Below are 14,485 nucleotides of genomic sequence, written 5' to 3'. Positions count from 1 at the left end.
GAGACCGCAGCCGATGCCTTTGCCAAGCTGAGTGTCGTACAGGATGGTTCGGACACAGTCGTGTCCATCACCGGCGACACCTTCAACTCCATCAGGCTGGTCGACGTCGATGCAGGCGATATCGACGTAAGTGACTTCAACTTTGCGTAAGCCTCTTCTCTCTCAAAGAGAGACTTGACGACTTGCCCACATAAGCAAAAAGCCGGCCACCCTGCCGGGCTTTTTCATGTTGGCTATCGGCCCGTGCTGTCCGCGATGAGGTCGTGGACAAAGCGCAGCTTGGCCGTGATCGTCTGTGTCAGGACGAAGGGATAGAGATCGCGCGCGCCCATCGACTTGTTCAGCGTGTTCAGCGCGGTCGTCAGCGGCACCCAGCGATCCATCATGGTGTCGAAGTCCGGCGCGCGGCGCGCATAGTCGACCGCCATTCGATTGGCGCCCTTGCGCCCTGCCTGCGGCTCGACCTTCAGGCCGAAGGCACCTGCCGTTTCCAGCGTATCGGTGATGTGCATGTAATGGGCCCAGGTCTCTGCGAAGTCCTCCCAAGGGTGGGAGGTCGCATAGGCGCTGATATAGTTCTCCTGCCAGCCGGGCGCAGGACCGTTCTGATAGTGCTGCTGCAGCGCGACCTGATAATCGAGGCTCTCATCACCGAACATGGCACGATAACGCTCATGCCACGGACCGTTTGCAACCAGCTGATCCCAGTAGTAATGGCCGATCTCGTGGCGGAAATGGCCGAGCACGGTGCGATAGGGCTCGTGCAAATTCTTGCGGTTCAACTCCCGCTTGGCATCGTCGGCCTCGTCGAGGTTCAGGGTGATCAATCCGCTTTCATGGCCGGTGATAACACCATCTGGCTCTGCCTGCGGCGACAGGAAGTCAAAGGCGATGCCGCCATCAGGGTCATCAGCCTTGCTTGGTACGCTGAGGCCGAGACGCAGCAGGCCATAGACCAGCCGGTGCTTGGCGCTTTCGAACTTGCGCCACAGATCGCGGTTTTCCGGCGGGCCGAGATCGGGGATGGTGCGGTTCAGGCGGCAGGCAATGCAGTAGTCTTCGCTGCCCTCGGCAGGTACCAACCAGTTGCACACGCCCTCCTCGGCGTTACGGCAAAAGCGGACCTTGCTGCCGCGCCAGCTACCCCCCAGACGCCCAAGCGGCTTCCAGCCGTCACGAGCCTCTTTCAACGTGATGAGGCTCAAAGATTGCGGATCGAAACCCAGCCGGTGTCCGCATTTCTCGCAGGCGACATTCTCGAAATACAGCAGTTGCCCGCAATTCTGGCATTCGAACAATTTCATCGGTAATCCCCGTTTTGTCCGCAGGAGAACACATTCCCCGGCATTATGTTCGCCTGATTTTATCCCTCTCGCGCGGCCCTATATATTCCGCTTCCCGGCGCTGAGGAAAACCGCTAGATACCCGCCGCTCACCGGAGCCCGGCATGGCGCCGCGCAGGGCGGAGCCTTATCGGACTTCTATGACCACCGCGATTGATTGCACGCGCTGCGGCGCCTGTTGTTTCTCGTCCAACCCCCATTACGTCCAGATCCTGCCGCATGATGCCGGCCGGGCGATCTCGCCGCTCAACGTGCATGAGGCCAATGGCGCGCAATATCTGAACATGGATATCACCTGCGGCCACTGCGCCCTCCTCACCCTGACGGCCGATGGCCGCCTCGCCTGCGGCGACTATGACAACAGGCCGGAGGCCTGCCGCGCTTTCCGCGCCGGGTCGTTTGAATGCCAGATGGCCAAGAAACATCGCGGGCACCTCGCGGCGGCGAAGATGGCGACGGTCGTCCCTGTCCTGCCTGACGAGATGCCGGACGCGGCAATCATCGCGGCAGGCTCTTCTATTTGAAACTTTCCGGCAGGCTGGTAATCGCCTCGACCTCTGCGGCGATAGCGGCGAGATCGACATTGCCTTTCCAGAATACGGTCCAGCGACCGCGCTTGATCGCGCCATCGGAATTGGCACGATAGAACTCGTTGAACGGGTTTTCCGTCCGGGAGCGGAGGAAAAACACCGGCACCTCGGCACACAGCCTTTGCCAGACCGCCTTGGCGAGCCCCTCGCCCCGCGCGCTTTCGGCGACCGCGAACTTGTCGAGATAGGGATAGGCAAGCCCGGCGGGTTTCGTGACCAGCGCGGCGGCACGACAGGTCTCCGATACGATGGCGCGTTCAAGGTCGGTTGCGCTCCACCAGTCGGCCTTCAGCGTACGCCCGAAGCCCTCCTCGATCAGGGCACAGATGCGCGCCCCGTCCAGGCCATCCTTGCCTTGGTGAAGGTGGATCGCCTCGCCCTGCCGGATATAGGTACCGGACCCGCCATGGGTGAACAGCTCCTTGATCAGCTCGCCGGGGCGGGTGATGGAGATCGAGCTTTCCAGCGGCAGGTCATCAAGCAGCTGCTTGATCTCTTTCAGTTTCAGCCGCATGCCGGAATGCACCCACGGCTCACCCATCAGCCGTTCATAGTCAGCGGTCAGATTGATCGTGTCGATGACCTTGCCCTCTTCATCGAGCAGGCCGCCGACGCCGGACAGGAAAACGATCTTCATCGGCTGCAAGGCATGGACGAGCGCGGCGACCACCGCATCGCCATTGATGTTGACGATCTGCCCGCCGGGCGCAACGCCAAGGCAGGTCAGGATCGGCATCGCGCCGGAGGAAATGACCGAGCGGATCAAATTCTGCTGGATGCCCCGAGCGCGACCGACGAAACCGTATTTATCGCGGTCCAGATACTCAGCCTCGATCACCCCGGAATTCAGTGTGTGGGCTTCGACGCCCTGCCGGCGCACCGCCTCGACCAGTTTCAGGTTCTGGTCGAGAAACACCTTTCGCGCGACATCCAGCACTTCCGGTGTCGTCACGCGCAGCCCGTCGATTTTGTCTGAGGTGACGCCGCGCTCTTCCAGCGCCTTGTCCAGCTGCGGGCCACCGCCATGGATGACGACCGGCGTCAGCCCGACCTGGTGCAGGAAGGCAAGCGCAGAAGCCGTCGCCTCCAGCTCTTCCTCGATGATCGCGCCGCCGATCTTGATCACGGCAAACCGGTCCGCCTCGACAGTCGAGAAGCGCTGCAGATAGGTGCGCACCTCCTTCGAGCCGCTCATGGAGGAGAGAAGCTGGACGATCGCACTGCGGATATCGGTCTGTTTGCTCATGGACAGTGCTTTATCGGGCAATGCCGGGGGCGGCAAGCGTCAAGTCGGCCATTTCTGGTACGAACGGGCTTCAATCCCGCCGTGAAGGCGATTATGTTTCAACGAGACATGGGAGGGAACGGAATGATCCCGGGAATCATCATTGGCATCATCGTCGGCGCGATCTTCGACAATATCGGCCTTGGTGTCGCGCTCGGTATCATTCTGGGCCTGCTATATGACATCAATATCAAAGCCAAGAAGAAGGATAAAGCGGCGGACGGCGAGACCGGATCTCCCGACGATCCAGCTTAGATATCGTCGATCAGGGGCTCGAACTCATACTCCCGCGCCGGGCATTCCCGGGTGCCAAGCGCTGTCACGACGGCACGCAGTTCCTGCTTGGTGGCGGTATAGCGCTTTTGCGCCTCGACCTGTTCGAAGAACGCCTTGCGCTCTTCTGCCAGCTCTTCCTCGGTCACCGGGCGCGTGTCGCTGCCGTCTGTCGCCTTGCCGGAGCGTGACGCGATGAACTCCTCCGCCAGCCGGTCGGAAATCTCGTCATAGATCTCGCACAGCTCGTACAGCTCCATATCCTCATATTTGCGCTCCGGCGCGAGCGGGTCGCTGCCGGCGGACGGATCGGCCATGACAAGCATGATGATAGCAGCAAGAAGCATCTGTCGGCATTCTCCCAGGAACAGACGACAGCTTCACACCCGACGGCGCAAAGTGCAAGCGCGGGTTGGAGCCGCACCCTACCCCAGCAAGTGCTTCATGATCGCCTTTTGCACGTGCAGGCGGTTTTCCGCCTCGTCATAGGCCATGCAGGCCGGTGAGTCGAAGACGGCGTCGGTCATCTTCACATTGCGGCGCATCGGCAGGCAGTGGGAAACGACGGCGTCATTGGTCATTGCCATCTTCTTCTCATCGACGATGAAGTGCTTGTGGGCATCGCGGATCGGCTTTTCCGGCTCCCAGTTGCCGAAGAAAGGAAGTGCGCCCCAGCTCTTTGCATAGACCACATCGGCGCCTGAATAGGCTTCCTCGATGTCGTGGGTCACGGTCAGGGAACGGCCCTGCTCGCCGGTATCCTTTTTCGCAATATCCATATAGCGCTGGTCGAGAACATAGTCCGGGGTCGGACAAAGCAGCGTCACATCCATGCCGAACTTGGCCGCGATCATCAGCGCGGAGTTGGCGACCGCCGTGTTCAGCGGCTTGGGGTGATAGGTCCAGGTCAGCACGAATTTCTTGCCGTCCAGTTCGCCCTTACCCTGTTTCTCGAACCGCTCCTGCAGCGCCATGATATGCGCCATTTCCTGGCACGGATGGGTGATCGTCTCCATGTTGATCACCGGCACGGAGGCATATTTGGCAAAGCCGTTGAGGATCTTGTCCTTGCGGTCCTCTTCCCAGTTCACGAATTTCGGGAAGGCACGCACGCCGATCAGGTCGCAATAGCGTGACAGCACGCCCGCCGCCTCGGCGATGTGCTCTTCAGCGTCACCATCCATGACCACACCATCCTCGAACTCCAGCGGCCACATGCCGCCAGACGGCGACAGCACCACCGCATAGCCACCCAGCTGGTGCGCGCCGATATCGAACGAGGTGCGCGTGCGTAGCGAATTGTTGAGAAACAAGAGCGCCACGGTCTTGCCCTTCAGGGCATCTCCCATCGGGGAATCTTTCAGGCGCTTTGCCTCATCCAGCATCGCCTGCAGTTCGGGGCGGGTGTAGTCACAGGTGTTCAGAAAATGTTTCATCCGGGGGATTTAGCCGATCCCGTTGGCAGAATAAAGCTGAAATCCGGCCCGGTTTGGACGATCCGATGCGCAAGCGCGCGTCATTCACTAAATGGCCTGAATTGCCTGAGCTTTGTCATTCCGGCCACGACCTCTTCCGGCTATAGTCAGCCATGACCGCGTCTCGCCATATCGTTTTCCTTATCACCGACGGCATCAACACGCTGGACCTGACCGGCCCGTTGGAGGCGTTCGCCGCTGTGAACGCGTTTTCGCCGGGCGCCTATAGCTGGACGATAGCGGGTGAGACGGCTGCTCCCGTCAGGGCCGCGACTGGCCTGACAGTGCTGGTCGACTGTGCCATCGAGGATGCACCATTGGCGGATACGCTGATCCTGCCCGGCGGTTGCGGCCCGCGCACGCTGATCCCGTCACAAGGTCTTGTCGCCGGCCTCACACAGGCAGGGAACAATGCACGCCGCGTTGCATCGGTCTGTACGGGGACATTCCTGCTATATCGCTCCGGCCTTGCCGACCGTCACCGTGTCGCCACCCACTGGAACCATCTGTCGGAACTCGCCGCCGCCTGCCCGGGCCTGTCCATCGACCCGGATGGCCTGTTCGTGCGCGACGGCAAGGTCTGGTCATCAGCCGGCATTACCGCTGGCATCGACATGGCGATGGCCATGATCGCGGAGGATATGGGCGATACGATTGCCGCCGCCGTCGCGCGGGAACTGGTGGTCTATCTGCGCCGCCCCGGCAGCCAGGCCCAGTTCTCCGAACCGTTGCGGGCCCAGAATATCGATGCGGGGCGGCTCGGCTCGGTGATCGCGTGGATCGGCGCGAACCTGTCCTGCCCGCTTGATAACGAGACCCTCGCCGCCCGGGCGGGGATGAGCCTGCGCCACTTCACCCGCATTTTTCGCGAGACCATGGGCGTCTCCCCCGCGCACTATGTCGAGCGCATGCGCCTCGATGCGGCCCGCGTCATGCTGGGCAATGGCGAGGGCCGCATCAGCCAGGTCGCCAGCGCCGTTGGCTTTGCGACTGCCGACAGTTTCCGCCGCGCATTCGAGCGGCGTTTCGGCATCGCCCCGTCTGCATGGCGGGACCAGTTCTCTCCAGGCCCGGCGGATTGATCTGGCTGGATTTGCGGGGTGAATGTCCTTCATCCCTGATCCCCTGCCCGCCTATCATGAAACTGAGGGCCGCAGGAGCAACACATGAAAATCAGTACAGGAATTTTCAGCCTCGTCACATCGGTGGCGATTGGAACAGCCGTCCTTGCCTTCAGCCTGCACGGCATTGCGCAGGACGACACAAACTCAGCCCATCCGGCCCTGTTCACCGAAAACGGCGAGATGCAAAGACCGGGCGATCTCGACGAGTGGATATTTCTCGGCTCGACCCTCGGCCAGGGCTATAACCCGGCAATGTTCGACCCTGACAGCCCGGGCATGTTCCAGGTCGTCAGGATGGAACCGGCGGCGTATCTGCAGTTCATCGACACTGGCGAATTCCCCGACGGGGCGATGTTCTCGCTCGACTTCTATGGCGTCGAACAGGGCGCGTCGGTTACCAAGTCCGGCTATACGATGGGCGAGTTGATGCTGACGGAAATCCACCTGAAGGATGCAGAGCGCTTCCCCGAGTCGGGCTTCAATTTCTACATGTTCCCCCCGGGCGCGCAGACAGCCGAACCGCTGGACCTGCCCAATGACTGCGTAACCTGCCACACCACGGATGCCGCTCATGACGGGGTGTTCACCCAGTTCTATCCGGCAGCCCGGCAGCGGCTGGAACAGGCGGCTGCACGCGACTAGGCTGCCAGATCAACTGACCGGTGGCGCGGCGGTGCCCTCGCCCCTATACTCTGCCATTCCGGACGAAACTGTTGGAATGATCCCTATGGCGGCGCGCCGTCCCCATCCCGTTCTGGTGACACTTGGCTATGTCACCATCGCCTTGCTGTTCCTCGCCTATGTCGGCGTGCCGGTCGGCATCGCCACTGGCGTGATGATGTGGGCGCGTGGTGACGAATTCGGCCCTCTCAGCCTGGAGAACTGGCGCACCATCGCCACGGTCGGCGGCGGCTGCCTGTTCATCTATGCGATGTTCCACCTGACCACATGGCTCGGCCACAGGCTGTTCCCGAAAAGCAGCCTGCTTACGACATTTGCCAGCTGGGCGATCCTGACCGGCTTCTGCAGTCTGCTCTTCATCTTCCTGCACCTTTCGCTCGGCCTGCTGCCAGATGCCGACCCGGTGGTGGAAGTCGCCTCGATCGCGCTGATCAACGGCATCCTGGCTATCGTGGCGCTGGTCCATTACGCGATCACCCTCGGCGTCGACGAGATCATCGGGCGGTAACGTAGTTTACAGCACCAGCTTGTGGTAATCAGAATGGGAACCAAGGGATGGGAACGATGAAGACATACCTTACAGCAGCGATAACGCTCATCGTCCTGACTACAGGCACGTCAGGTGCCCAGCAGGAAGATGACACCCCAGTGGATGATACCCCAGTGAAAGAGGCGGCTATATCACCGTCTGCCATCACTTATGAAATCGGCGGCACAACCGTACTGGCCTATCAGCCGGCGCCCGTACAGGGTGATGAGCGCTGGCAATCGAATTATCTGCACCCTCTACTTGCCCCGTCGGGCATTGTTATCACCGAGCATGAGCCGGAAGATCACATTCACCATCGCGGTATCTGGCTTGGATGGCGGCGCATGCTGGTCGATGGTCAGGATATCGGCGATTCCTGGGACGGACGGCACTTTTTTGCGCATACGAAGTATCTGGGCGACGCTTCGGCGGCAGGTACCGGCACATCGCTGCGCTTTCGCTCAAACTGGTTCACCGATATTGCCGGTCCTCCAATGCCTTTCCTGTCGGATGAGACGACAGTGACGGCCACAGAGGCAGATAATACGCGAACAGTCATCATTACCACCTCCCTCACCGCCCTCACCCCCGGCCTGCAGCTGGGCGGCACAGATGACGAGAAGGGCTATGGCGGCATGTCGTTCCGCTTCGCACACCCTGACAAGATGGACATTGAGAGCGATGGCGAAAGCCTCACCGCCACAAGCGCCGCGGTGAAGACCGGCGAGACGGTGACCTTTCTGTGGGATGGTCAGGGCACGGATGTACCGCCCGACTGGCCGCAGGAGATCAGCGTTGCCTGTACCGTCGATGGCGAGCCGTGGACCAACTGGGTGCTGCGCCAGGAACTGTCGATGCAGAACTGCGCCTGGCCCGGCAACACCATGGCCGATATCCCCATGGACGAGCCGGTGGTGATCGAAGCGACGATCACCATCCGGCAATAGGGTTATTCCTCGCCCAGCACCATGACGAGGCCGCCATTGGGCTCAAGCGTCACCGTTTGCGTGACCGATTCCAGCGTGCCCTCGTCACTGGCAAAACCGCCTTCGCCATCGTCGGACAGCGTGAACAGGGCCTCGCCGCTCTCCGCGATGCCGGTCAGGTCGAGATCGATCTCCATCGCCTCGCCCGTGCCGTTGATCGCGCCGACATACCAGGCATCGCCCTTGCGCCGGGCGACGACCGCGTATTCGGCAATCTCACCGGCGAGCAGCTTCGTCTCGTCCCACGCCGACGGCACGGAGCCGAGGAAATCGCGCCACTCATCCGGGATCGCGCGATAGGCGTCGGCACTGTCTGACAGGTGCAGCACGCCGCTTTCAAAGAGGATCGCCAGCGCTGCCTCATGGGCGTTGGTGGTAATACGCGTATTGTTGGCAAACTGCGAAAAATGCACCGGCGTGTAGTCCATCGATCCGATGACATTGCGCAGGAACGGGTGGATCGCATTTTGCGCCGGGGCCTTGGCGGTGTAATCCGCCTGGCTGTCGAAGGAATAGAATTCCGCGCCGCGCACGGCCTCCATCGTCATCATGTGCGGCCATGTCCGCTCCCAGCCGCGCGGGATGGTCGAGCCATGGAAATTCGTCATGATGCCGAACTCGGCGGCATCCGCCATCAGCGCGTGGTAATAAGCCATCATGTCCTGCTTGTCGGACTGCCAGAAATCGACCTTCACGCCGCGCACGCCATGGCGCTGGAGTTTGGCGAACTCGGCCCGGCGCTTGACCGGATCGTTCATGATGTTGCGCGGCTCCTCGCCGACGAAATTGTGCCGCCCGCCTGAATTGTACCAGAACCACAGGCCGACGCCCTTTTCGTCTGCATACGCCACAAGGTCTTCCATGGCGGTGTCGCCCATCGTGTTCCAGTTGGCATCGATCAGCGTGTATTCGACGCCCATTTCGGCGGCTGCGTCGATGGAGTTTTTCAGCTTGGCCATGTCGGTCGGCGAAGCATGATCCGACAGCCAGCTCCATGTCGCCGTGCCCGGCTCGACGAAACCGTCCTCCTCGACCCTTGATGGTTCGGCGAGGTGGAAGACCAGATTGCTCTCGGCAATATCCGCCAGATCATCGGAGACGATGGCAAAGCGCCACGGCATTTCCCAGGGCAGCGTCCAGCTCGCCGTGTTCTTGCCAAAACCCTGGGACTCTTCGGCCATCGGCGGGGCGATGGTGTAGACCCCGCCCGGCGCGTCCTTGGCCAGGTGCGAACCCTGATAGCTGCCATCGACATCGGATTCATGGATCAGCACATAGAGATCGTTGACCTCGAACAGCGACGGGAAGCCCCAGGCCGTGCCGGCATCATCCGGCGTCGGCGTGCCCGTCGGCTGGCTGGTATAGAACGTCTCGTAGGACGGGTGATGCGCCGTGTAGAAATCATAGGCCGCGCCCCAATGGGTTCCGCCCTCGCCGAAATTGAAGCCGGTCGCCTCGCCCGTCACCTCGTGGAAGAACTTGTCCTTCTCAGGCACGACATAGCGGAAGGCGACGCCCTCGTCATAGGCACGCAGGTCGATGCGCAACAGGCGCTCGGTCTCGTCATCGCGGAAGGTCAGCGACAGGCCGTTCCAGTCGGCCTCGTTCTCCAGCTGCTTGCCGGTATGCATGGTATAGGCGTCGGTACCTTCATCCTCATCAGCCGACACGAAGCTCAGGCCATCGCTGAAATCCGACACCGTCTCGATGCGCTCATAGCCCTGGATCGTGGCCATCGAGAATCCCAGCGGCGACCAGCCGATCGCCTGCCGGCTCTCCCCGTCACTGGCAAAATCGACGCGCCAGGAAACGCCCTCACCAGCCTCGTGCCGGGCGGTGATCGACAGCTCGCCATCCGGCGATGTAACGGTCCAGTCTTTCGCAGACGCAGTGCCCGCAAGGCAGGCAGCAATAGTGGCAAGTGCGGTCGCAGCGGCAAGGCGCATGATGTTTCCTCCATCCCATGAAACTTATTTCAAATATAATTAAGCTGACTGTAGCCGCTTTTTTCCGCCGGTGCACCCCTGAACCATGCGATCTTCATGTTTGCGCATTTGCGATATTTCCGGACATAGTGACAACCATAGGTGCATCAGGGATCATCGAGAATGAACAAGACAGCAGCAATTATCCTGTCATCAGCAGTTGTTCTCTGCACCGCTATCCTCGCCCATGCCGAGTTACCCGCACCATGCGCCGGTGATGGTCTCGACCCTGCTGACCGGCCAACCGTTCAAGGCGTCTTTGAGAGGGCAATGCTTCTGGATTTGGAGTTTGCCCTTGACCCTGATTTTCAAAGCACTCTGCGCAGCCATCTGCCGGCGGAGGAACACTCGGTTCTGTTAGACCGATCCGAGAAATACATGCGAGACCTTGTTGCTGGATACGCCCCCGGCGCCCATCCCGAAGGCAGTATGCGGTTTGAAAATGCCACAGGCTGGAACCCACAGCAGCATTACCTCTACAAGGGGCTTCTTGCGGTTGCTGAAGCCGCCTACGCCGCTGGCGATATACAGCGCGGCAATCGCCTTTCCGATGAGGCCGCCACACTGATCGAAGCCTATTCAGCCTCCTTTGATGACCAAGCATGTCTCACCTCAAGCTCCTGCGACGCACCCCCGGACGCGTTCTGGACAGCAGAGCAGGAAGGACAATCCGGGGTTCGCAAGGAAGTCCCGGGCTCGCTTTGGGAGGATTACCTGCGCATGCTCGACCGCGCCGGCCAATGGCAAAAGGCGCAGGCAGTGGCGCGCCATATCGATGAGCGAGAGATGAGCAGGATGGATGGGCGTTATGGCGAATATGAACGCTATCCCCAGTCGATCGCAGACGCCAGGCCAGAAGAAGATGCCGGCCACCTGCGTCGCTTGCTGTTGTCTGCAAATGCCGCCTTGAAGGCAGGTGACCCTGACCGGGCAACGATCTTCTTCGCAGCCGTCATAGATCAGACCCTCATCCTCGACTGGGAAACGTTGAATCCTTACTACAGGGCCCACGCCCTGATACCGGCAAGTGAGGCGGCGGCACGGCTTTATACGATAGACGGTGACAGGGCGCGCTTTCAGCAAACGATGGGAAGCCTCTATCCGCTTGCCATACTGCCCGATGCAGAATCGCACCCGGCAAAAACGAAGCAAAGCGAGTATGCCCGCGAGCTGGATCTGGGCAGCAATCCACCGGGAAAGTATGTGCAATATGTCATGTTTTCGCGCTGCTACCGTATACTGACTGATGAGCAAGCTTGCATGTTGCCTGACCCGGTCATGCTGGACACACTGAACGCCTGTATGGAAGACCCGGATGCTCGTGAAGATTGTGCGGCTTTTCTGTTCTGGCCATTCACGGAGCGCGCCAATATCTATTTCGGTTTCCTTGGCTGGGACCCGCTCAGGGATACGCCGATCCGGACGTTTCTGGACGACGAAAACTTCGACCACATGGTCAAGGCCTTGTCCCGTACAAAATACGAGCAACGGATGAAACGCCTCGCAGCCGCCACATCCCCGTCCATCGATCCCGGCCAGCAATATCTGCAAACCTGTTTGGCTCTACGTAACTCGCCACTGGTCCAAATCGGCGAGTCCCCCGTTGCAGCCATAAAGTTTGGTCGAGATATAGAAATGGTAGCGATTTCGCAAATCGTGCAGGCCTTTGGCTGGCGCGCCCTCGCTGACGGTAAGACAGATGTTGCCAGAGCCTATGCCGAGAGTGCCTACGCCGCCATGAACGAATACAATGAAACAGGTCTCAAGTCGCGATACTTGCTGGAGATCACCCTTCTGCTGGCCGCCACGATAGAATAGCTGCAAAACATCTTCTGGTGGCTCCGGCTCAACGTATGGTGCCTACTTTATGAGTCGGTCTGCCAATGCCCGGAAGGCGTCTATTTTCGCGTCGTGTTCGGCGAAGGGAATGTTGTCGACCGTCGATGTCTGGCGGCGTGTCACGCCGTCCACTGCCCCGGCGCGCTTGCAGGCGGCAAACAGCTTCCTGTTCATTTGCGGGGACAGGTAAGGGAACAGGAGGTCGCGCCGCTCCGGCATCGCCACCGCGAGGGCGGCAACAAGTCCGTATCCGCCCCAGTTGCTGACGCCGCACAGAGTCAGGTAATCGACCTTGGTGCGGCTGACGATGGTGCTGCCCTTGTCGACATATTGCGCGATACGGTCGATCCCGACCTTGCCCATGCCGATCTCGTTGCCGCCATCGGCAAAGCCCGCTGTCTTCCACGGGCAATCGCGGAACAGGGCATCGGCTGCGATGATGTGGGAGCTGATCTGCTGGGCGCGCATGTTGTAATACTCGCCATCCCGCGCCTTGCCCGGCCGCTCGATGGCGATGAGATGGGTGATGCCGAGCTTCTTCAACTGCGTCCGGATTTCCCGGCCATAAGGTGTCCCGTGCGAGCAATTGCTGTCGAGCAGTATCTTGTCGATACCGCCGCCCGCGCTGGAACCCGCGACTTCGATGACATTTTCGACAATGCCTCCGGCCTTGTGGTCCGACAGCATGACCGTTTTCCAGCCCAGCGCCGCAAACGCACCGGCCATCATGCCGGCGCCGATGGGACCATCATTTTCGAACTGGACAGCGCCATCCGGCAGCAGGATCGGGAAGCCGGTCAGGATACCGATACAGGGTTCACCGCCACCACCGGCGAGATCCTCGGCCAGCCGGTGCAGCGAAAAACTTGCCGGTGTACGGATGTTTCCGATACCGCGATTGGCACCATCGAGGATCAGCCCCCGCGCCTCGTCACGAAAAAGGCGCAGGCGCTCGCGACGGCCAGGCCCTTGTGCGGGACCGACAGGCGCTGGATCAGCTTTTCGTCTGGTCTGGCTCATAAAGCTCGCCTTTGAAGGGTCGGATCGGCTTGGTCTTTTCCGCTTCCTTCAACAGATAGTTCCAGAAGCTGTAAATGTCGTGTCGATAGCATTTGCGCAAATAGTCCAGTACCGGCTTCATCAGTATATAGTCGTCATTGGAGACGGTTACCAGAACGCGGATGATATCGATGGGGATATTCTTGTTATAGACCAGCAACCCCAGATCCTCGAAGAAATTGCAGATCATGCGGTACTCGTCCTTCCACTGGGACGTCGTCATGAAGTCAGCACAGTTATCGTAATACTGCTCCAGTTCCTGCAGCGATGGCGGCGGCGCGGCGCGGACGACATAGAGTTTCTGCAGCACCGCCGACCAGCGGGTCGCGATCTCGAAATACAGCTGCGCCTGTTCGGTTTTCTGTGTGCGCAGCATGTTCTGCGATGTCTGCCAGATACCGATGCCGAGACCAACAGCCGTGATGATCAGCAGGATGAAGCTGGAGCCATCGAAACTCATGGCGAAAGACCAGAAAGCCTCCCAGGCCTGGCTGAGTTTCTCCGGCAATCCCGATTGCATGAGTGCGTATGGCATGATCTCTCCCCCTTTTACGCATTACCAAACAGGCCGGTTGTCCACAGCTTGTAGACTGCGAGCAGCACGGCAAGAACCATCAGACCGGCCAGCACCAGCCGCAGGATGCGGTTCTGGCGCGGACTGGCAAACAGCCTGGCGAGCCCCTCGCCCGCCAGCATCCAGACATTGTTCATGACCAGCGCAATGCCGAACCCGGTCAACCCGGCTGCGGCAATGCCAGTCCACCCCTCCAGCTGTGCCGGCACGAAGGAGGCATAGAGCGTCGCAAAAGCGGCATAGACCTTGGGGTTGACGATATTGATGATGAACCCGTCGACCGGTCCCGGCTGGCGCTTGCCTTCCGCCTGCAACTGGCTGCGCTCGATCGGCGGCGCCGAGGCGATGCCCCAGGCGATATAGAGGACATAACACAGGCTGAGGGCCAGCAGCACGATCGCCGCTGCTGGCACCGCCGCGATCAGCGCGGAAAACCCAAACGCGCTCAACAGCATCGCACCGAACAGCCCGGACATGATGCCAGCATAAAAGGGCAGCGTCGCGCGATAGCCCCAAGCTGCACCGCTGGCCGCCAGCGCGATGGGCGCGGGCCCGGGCGAGCCCAGCATGGCGAATGCAGCCATGAATAGTATGACGAATTCCTGCATCGCCTTGTTATAGGCGGGTTTCGCCAAACCTGTCAGCAGGGCCTGTCAGCAGGGCCTTTCAGCCACATCCCGCAGGCTGATTTTCTCTTCCGCGCCCCCGTTGCACGGTGCCGGGCAGCGGCCTACATCATGTC

Annotated in this window: 15 protein-coding genes; 7 read left to right on the top strand and 8 right to left on the bottom strand. The window is 60.5% G+C overall.

Annotation, left to right across the window (positions count from 1 at the left end):
• Positions 1–233: 233 nt before the first annotated feature.
• Entirely contained in the window at positions 234–1,304 is a 1,071-nt protein-coding gene (locus FF098_RS17070) for a zinc-binding metallopeptidase family protein (RefSeq protein WP_155142849.1), read from the bottom strand.
• Between the two features lie 179 nt (positions 1,305–1,483).
• Here FF098_RS17070 and FF098_RS17065 point away from each other — a divergent pair, with 179 nt between their 5' ends.
• Complete coding sequence (locus FF098_RS17065; protein WP_166426612.1) at positions 1,484–1,867, top strand: YkgJ family cysteine cluster protein; 384 nt, start codon at positions 1,484–1,486, stop codon at positions 1,865–1,867.
• Here the strand turns inward: FF098_RS17065 and FF098_RS17060 are convergent.
• The gene (locus tag FF098_RS17060; protein ID WP_155142845.1) at positions 1,860–3,179 is read right to left on the bottom strand and encodes an acetylglutamate kinase; all 1,320 of its coding nucleotides are present in this window, start codon (positions 3,177–3,179) and stop codon (positions 1,860–1,862) included. The two genes, FF098_RS17065 and FF098_RS17060, sit on opposite strands and share 8 nt — an antisense overlap.
• A 123-nt stretch (positions 3,180–3,302) precedes the next feature.
• Between FF098_RS17060 and FF098_RS17055 the strand changes: the two genes are divergently transcribed.
• Positions 3,303–3,473: a hypothetical protein gene (locus FF098_RS17055; protein ID WP_166426603.1), complete on the top strand. Its 171-nt coding sequence runs from the start codon at positions 3,303–3,305 to the stop codon at positions 3,471–3,473.
• Here FF098_RS17055 and FF098_RS17050 read toward each other — a convergent pair.
• Positions 3,470–3,838 (bottom strand): hypothetical protein, encoded by a 369-nt coding sequence (locus FF098_RS17050; RefSeq protein WP_155142843.1) that lies wholly within the window; start codon positions 3,836–3,838, stop codon positions 3,470–3,472. The genes FF098_RS17055 and FF098_RS17050 overlap by 4 nt on opposite strands.
• A gap of 78 nt (positions 3,839–3,916) precedes the next feature.
• Positions 3,917–4,927: an N-acetylornithine carbamoyltransferase gene (locus FF098_RS17045; protein ID WP_155142842.1), complete on the bottom strand. Its 1,011-nt coding sequence runs from the start codon at positions 4,925–4,927 to the stop codon at positions 3,917–3,919.
• 152 nt (positions 4,928–5,079) lie between these two features.
• Between FF098_RS17045 and FF098_RS17040 the strand changes: the two genes are divergently transcribed.
• From FF098_RS17040 to FF098_RS17025, 4 genes are all read left to right on the top strand, one after another.
• Entirely contained in the window at positions 5,080–6,048 is a 969-nt protein-coding gene (locus FF098_RS17040) for a GlxA family transcriptional regulator (RefSeq protein ID WP_155142841.1), read from the top strand.
• An 84-nt stretch (positions 6,049–6,132) separates the two neighbouring features.
• Complete coding sequence (locus tag FF098_RS17035; RefSeq protein WP_155142840.1) at positions 6,133–6,732, top strand: cytochrome P460 family protein; 600 nt, start codon at positions 6,133–6,135, stop codon at positions 6,730–6,732.
• Positions 6,733–6,817: 85 nt separating this feature from the next.
• Positions 6,818–7,279 (top strand): hypothetical protein, encoded by a 462-nt coding sequence (locus tag FF098_RS17030; protein ID WP_155142838.1) that lies wholly within the window; start codon positions 6,818–6,820, stop codon positions 7,277–7,279.
• A 56-nt stretch (positions 7,280–7,335) separates the two neighbouring features.
• Complete coding sequence (locus tag FF098_RS17025; protein WP_166426611.1) at positions 7,336–8,247, top strand: DUF6807 family protein; 912 nt, start codon at positions 7,336–7,338, stop codon at positions 8,245–8,247.
• A 2-nt stretch (positions 8,248–8,249) separates the two neighbouring features.
• Here FF098_RS17025 and FF098_RS17020 read toward each other — a convergent pair whose 3' ends face one another.
• A complete protein-coding gene (locus FF098_RS17020) occupies positions 8,250–10,232 on the bottom strand; it encodes a glycoside hydrolase family 97 protein (protein WP_155142834.1) in 1,983 nt (660 codons plus the stop codon).
• A gap of 162 nt (positions 10,233–10,394) precedes the next feature.
• Here FF098_RS17020 and FF098_RS17015 point away from each other — a divergent pair, with 162 nt between their 5' ends.
• Positions 10,395–12,089 carry a hypothetical protein gene (locus tag FF098_RS17015; protein ID WP_155142832.1) on the top strand — a complete coding sequence of 565 codons (1,695 nt, stop codon included), beginning with the start codon at positions 10,395–10,397 and terminating at the stop codon, positions 12,087–12,089.
• A gap of 42 nt (positions 12,090–12,131) precedes the next feature.
• On the opposite strand, the gene FF098_RS17010 is transcribed toward FF098_RS17015, so the two are convergent.
• From FF098_RS17010 to FF098_RS17000, 3 genes are read right to left on the bottom strand one after another with little or no spacing between them, the layout of a single operon-like run.
• A complete protein-coding gene (locus FF098_RS17010; RefSeq protein ID WP_155142830.1) occupies positions 12,132–13,130 on the bottom strand; it encodes a glutamate cyclase domain-containing protein in 999 nt (332 codons plus the stop codon).
• Complete coding sequence (locus tag FF098_RS17005; RefSeq protein WP_155142827.1) at positions 13,105–13,704, bottom strand: hypothetical protein; 600 nt, start codon at positions 13,702–13,704, stop codon at positions 13,105–13,107. Before FF098_RS17005 ends, FF098_RS17010 begins: the two co-directional genes overlap by 26 nt.
• Positions 13,705–13,718: 14 nt before the next feature.
• Positions 13,719–14,378, bottom strand: a complete 660-nt coding sequence (locus FF098_RS17000; protein ID WP_155142825.1) for a LysE family translocator — start codon at positions 14,376–14,378, stop codon at positions 13,719–13,721.
• Positions 14,379–14,485 lie beyond the last annotated feature (107 nt).

This window comes from Aquisalinus luteolus (assembly GCF_009712425.2).
In the GTDB taxonomy this organism is placed as follows: Bacteria; Pseudomonadota; Alphaproteobacteria; order Caulobacterales; family Parvularculaceae; genus Aquisalinus; species Aquisalinus luteolus.
The sequence above is the reverse complement of the archived record's forward strand: the minus strand, read 5'-3'. Positions and strand labels throughout refer to the sequence as shown.

Coding starts and splice junctions, on each gene's coding strand:
- FF098_RS17070 (WP_155142849.1), bottom strand. CDS start 1,304: ATGAAATTGTTCGAATGCCAGAATTGCGGGCAACTGCTGTATTTCGAG.
- FF098_RS17065 (WP_166426612.1), top strand. CDS start 1,484: ATGACCACCGCGATTGATTGCACGCGCTGCGGCGCCTGTTGTTTCTCG.
- FF098_RS17060 (WP_155142845.1), bottom strand. CDS start 3,179: ATGAGCAAACAGACCGATATCCGCAGTGCGATCGTCCAGCTTCTCTCC.
- FF098_RS17055 (WP_166426603.1), top strand. CDS start 3,303: ATGATCCCGGGAATCATCATTGGCATCATCGTCGGCGCGATCTTCGAC.
- FF098_RS17050 (WP_155142843.1), bottom strand. CDS start 3,838: ATGCTTCTTGCTGCTATCATCATGCTTGTCATGGCCGATCCGTCCGCC.
- FF098_RS17045 (WP_155142842.1), bottom strand. CDS start 4,927: ATGAAACATTTTCTGAACACCTGTGACTACACCCGCCCCGAACTGCAG.
- FF098_RS17040 (WP_155142841.1), top strand. CDS start 5,080: ATGACCGCGTCTCGCCATATCGTTTTCCTTATCACCGACGGCATCAAC.
- FF098_RS17035 (WP_155142840.1), top strand. CDS start 6,133: ATGAAAATCAGTACAGGAATTTTCAGCCTCGTCACATCGGTGGCGATT.
- FF098_RS17030 (WP_155142838.1), top strand. CDS start 6,818: ATGGCGGCGCGCCGTCCCCATCCCGTTCTGGTGACACTTGGCTATGTC.
- FF098_RS17025 (WP_166426611.1), top strand. CDS start 7,336: ATGAAGACATACCTTACAGCAGCGATAACGCTCATCGTCCTGACTACA.
- FF098_RS17020 (WP_155142834.1), bottom strand. CDS start 10,232: ATGCGCCTTGCCGCTGCGACCGCACTTGCCACTATTGCTGCCTGCCTT.
- FF098_RS17015 (WP_155142832.1), top strand. CDS start 10,395: ATGAACAAGACAGCAGCAATTATCCTGTCATCAGCAGTTGTTCTCTGC.
- FF098_RS17010 (WP_155142830.1), bottom strand. CDS start 13,130: ATGAGCCAGACCAGACGAAAAGCTGATCCAGCGCCTGTCGGTCCCGCA.
- FF098_RS17005 (WP_155142827.1), bottom strand. CDS start 13,704: ATGCCATACGCACTCATGCAATCGGGATTGCCGGAGAAACTCAGCCAG.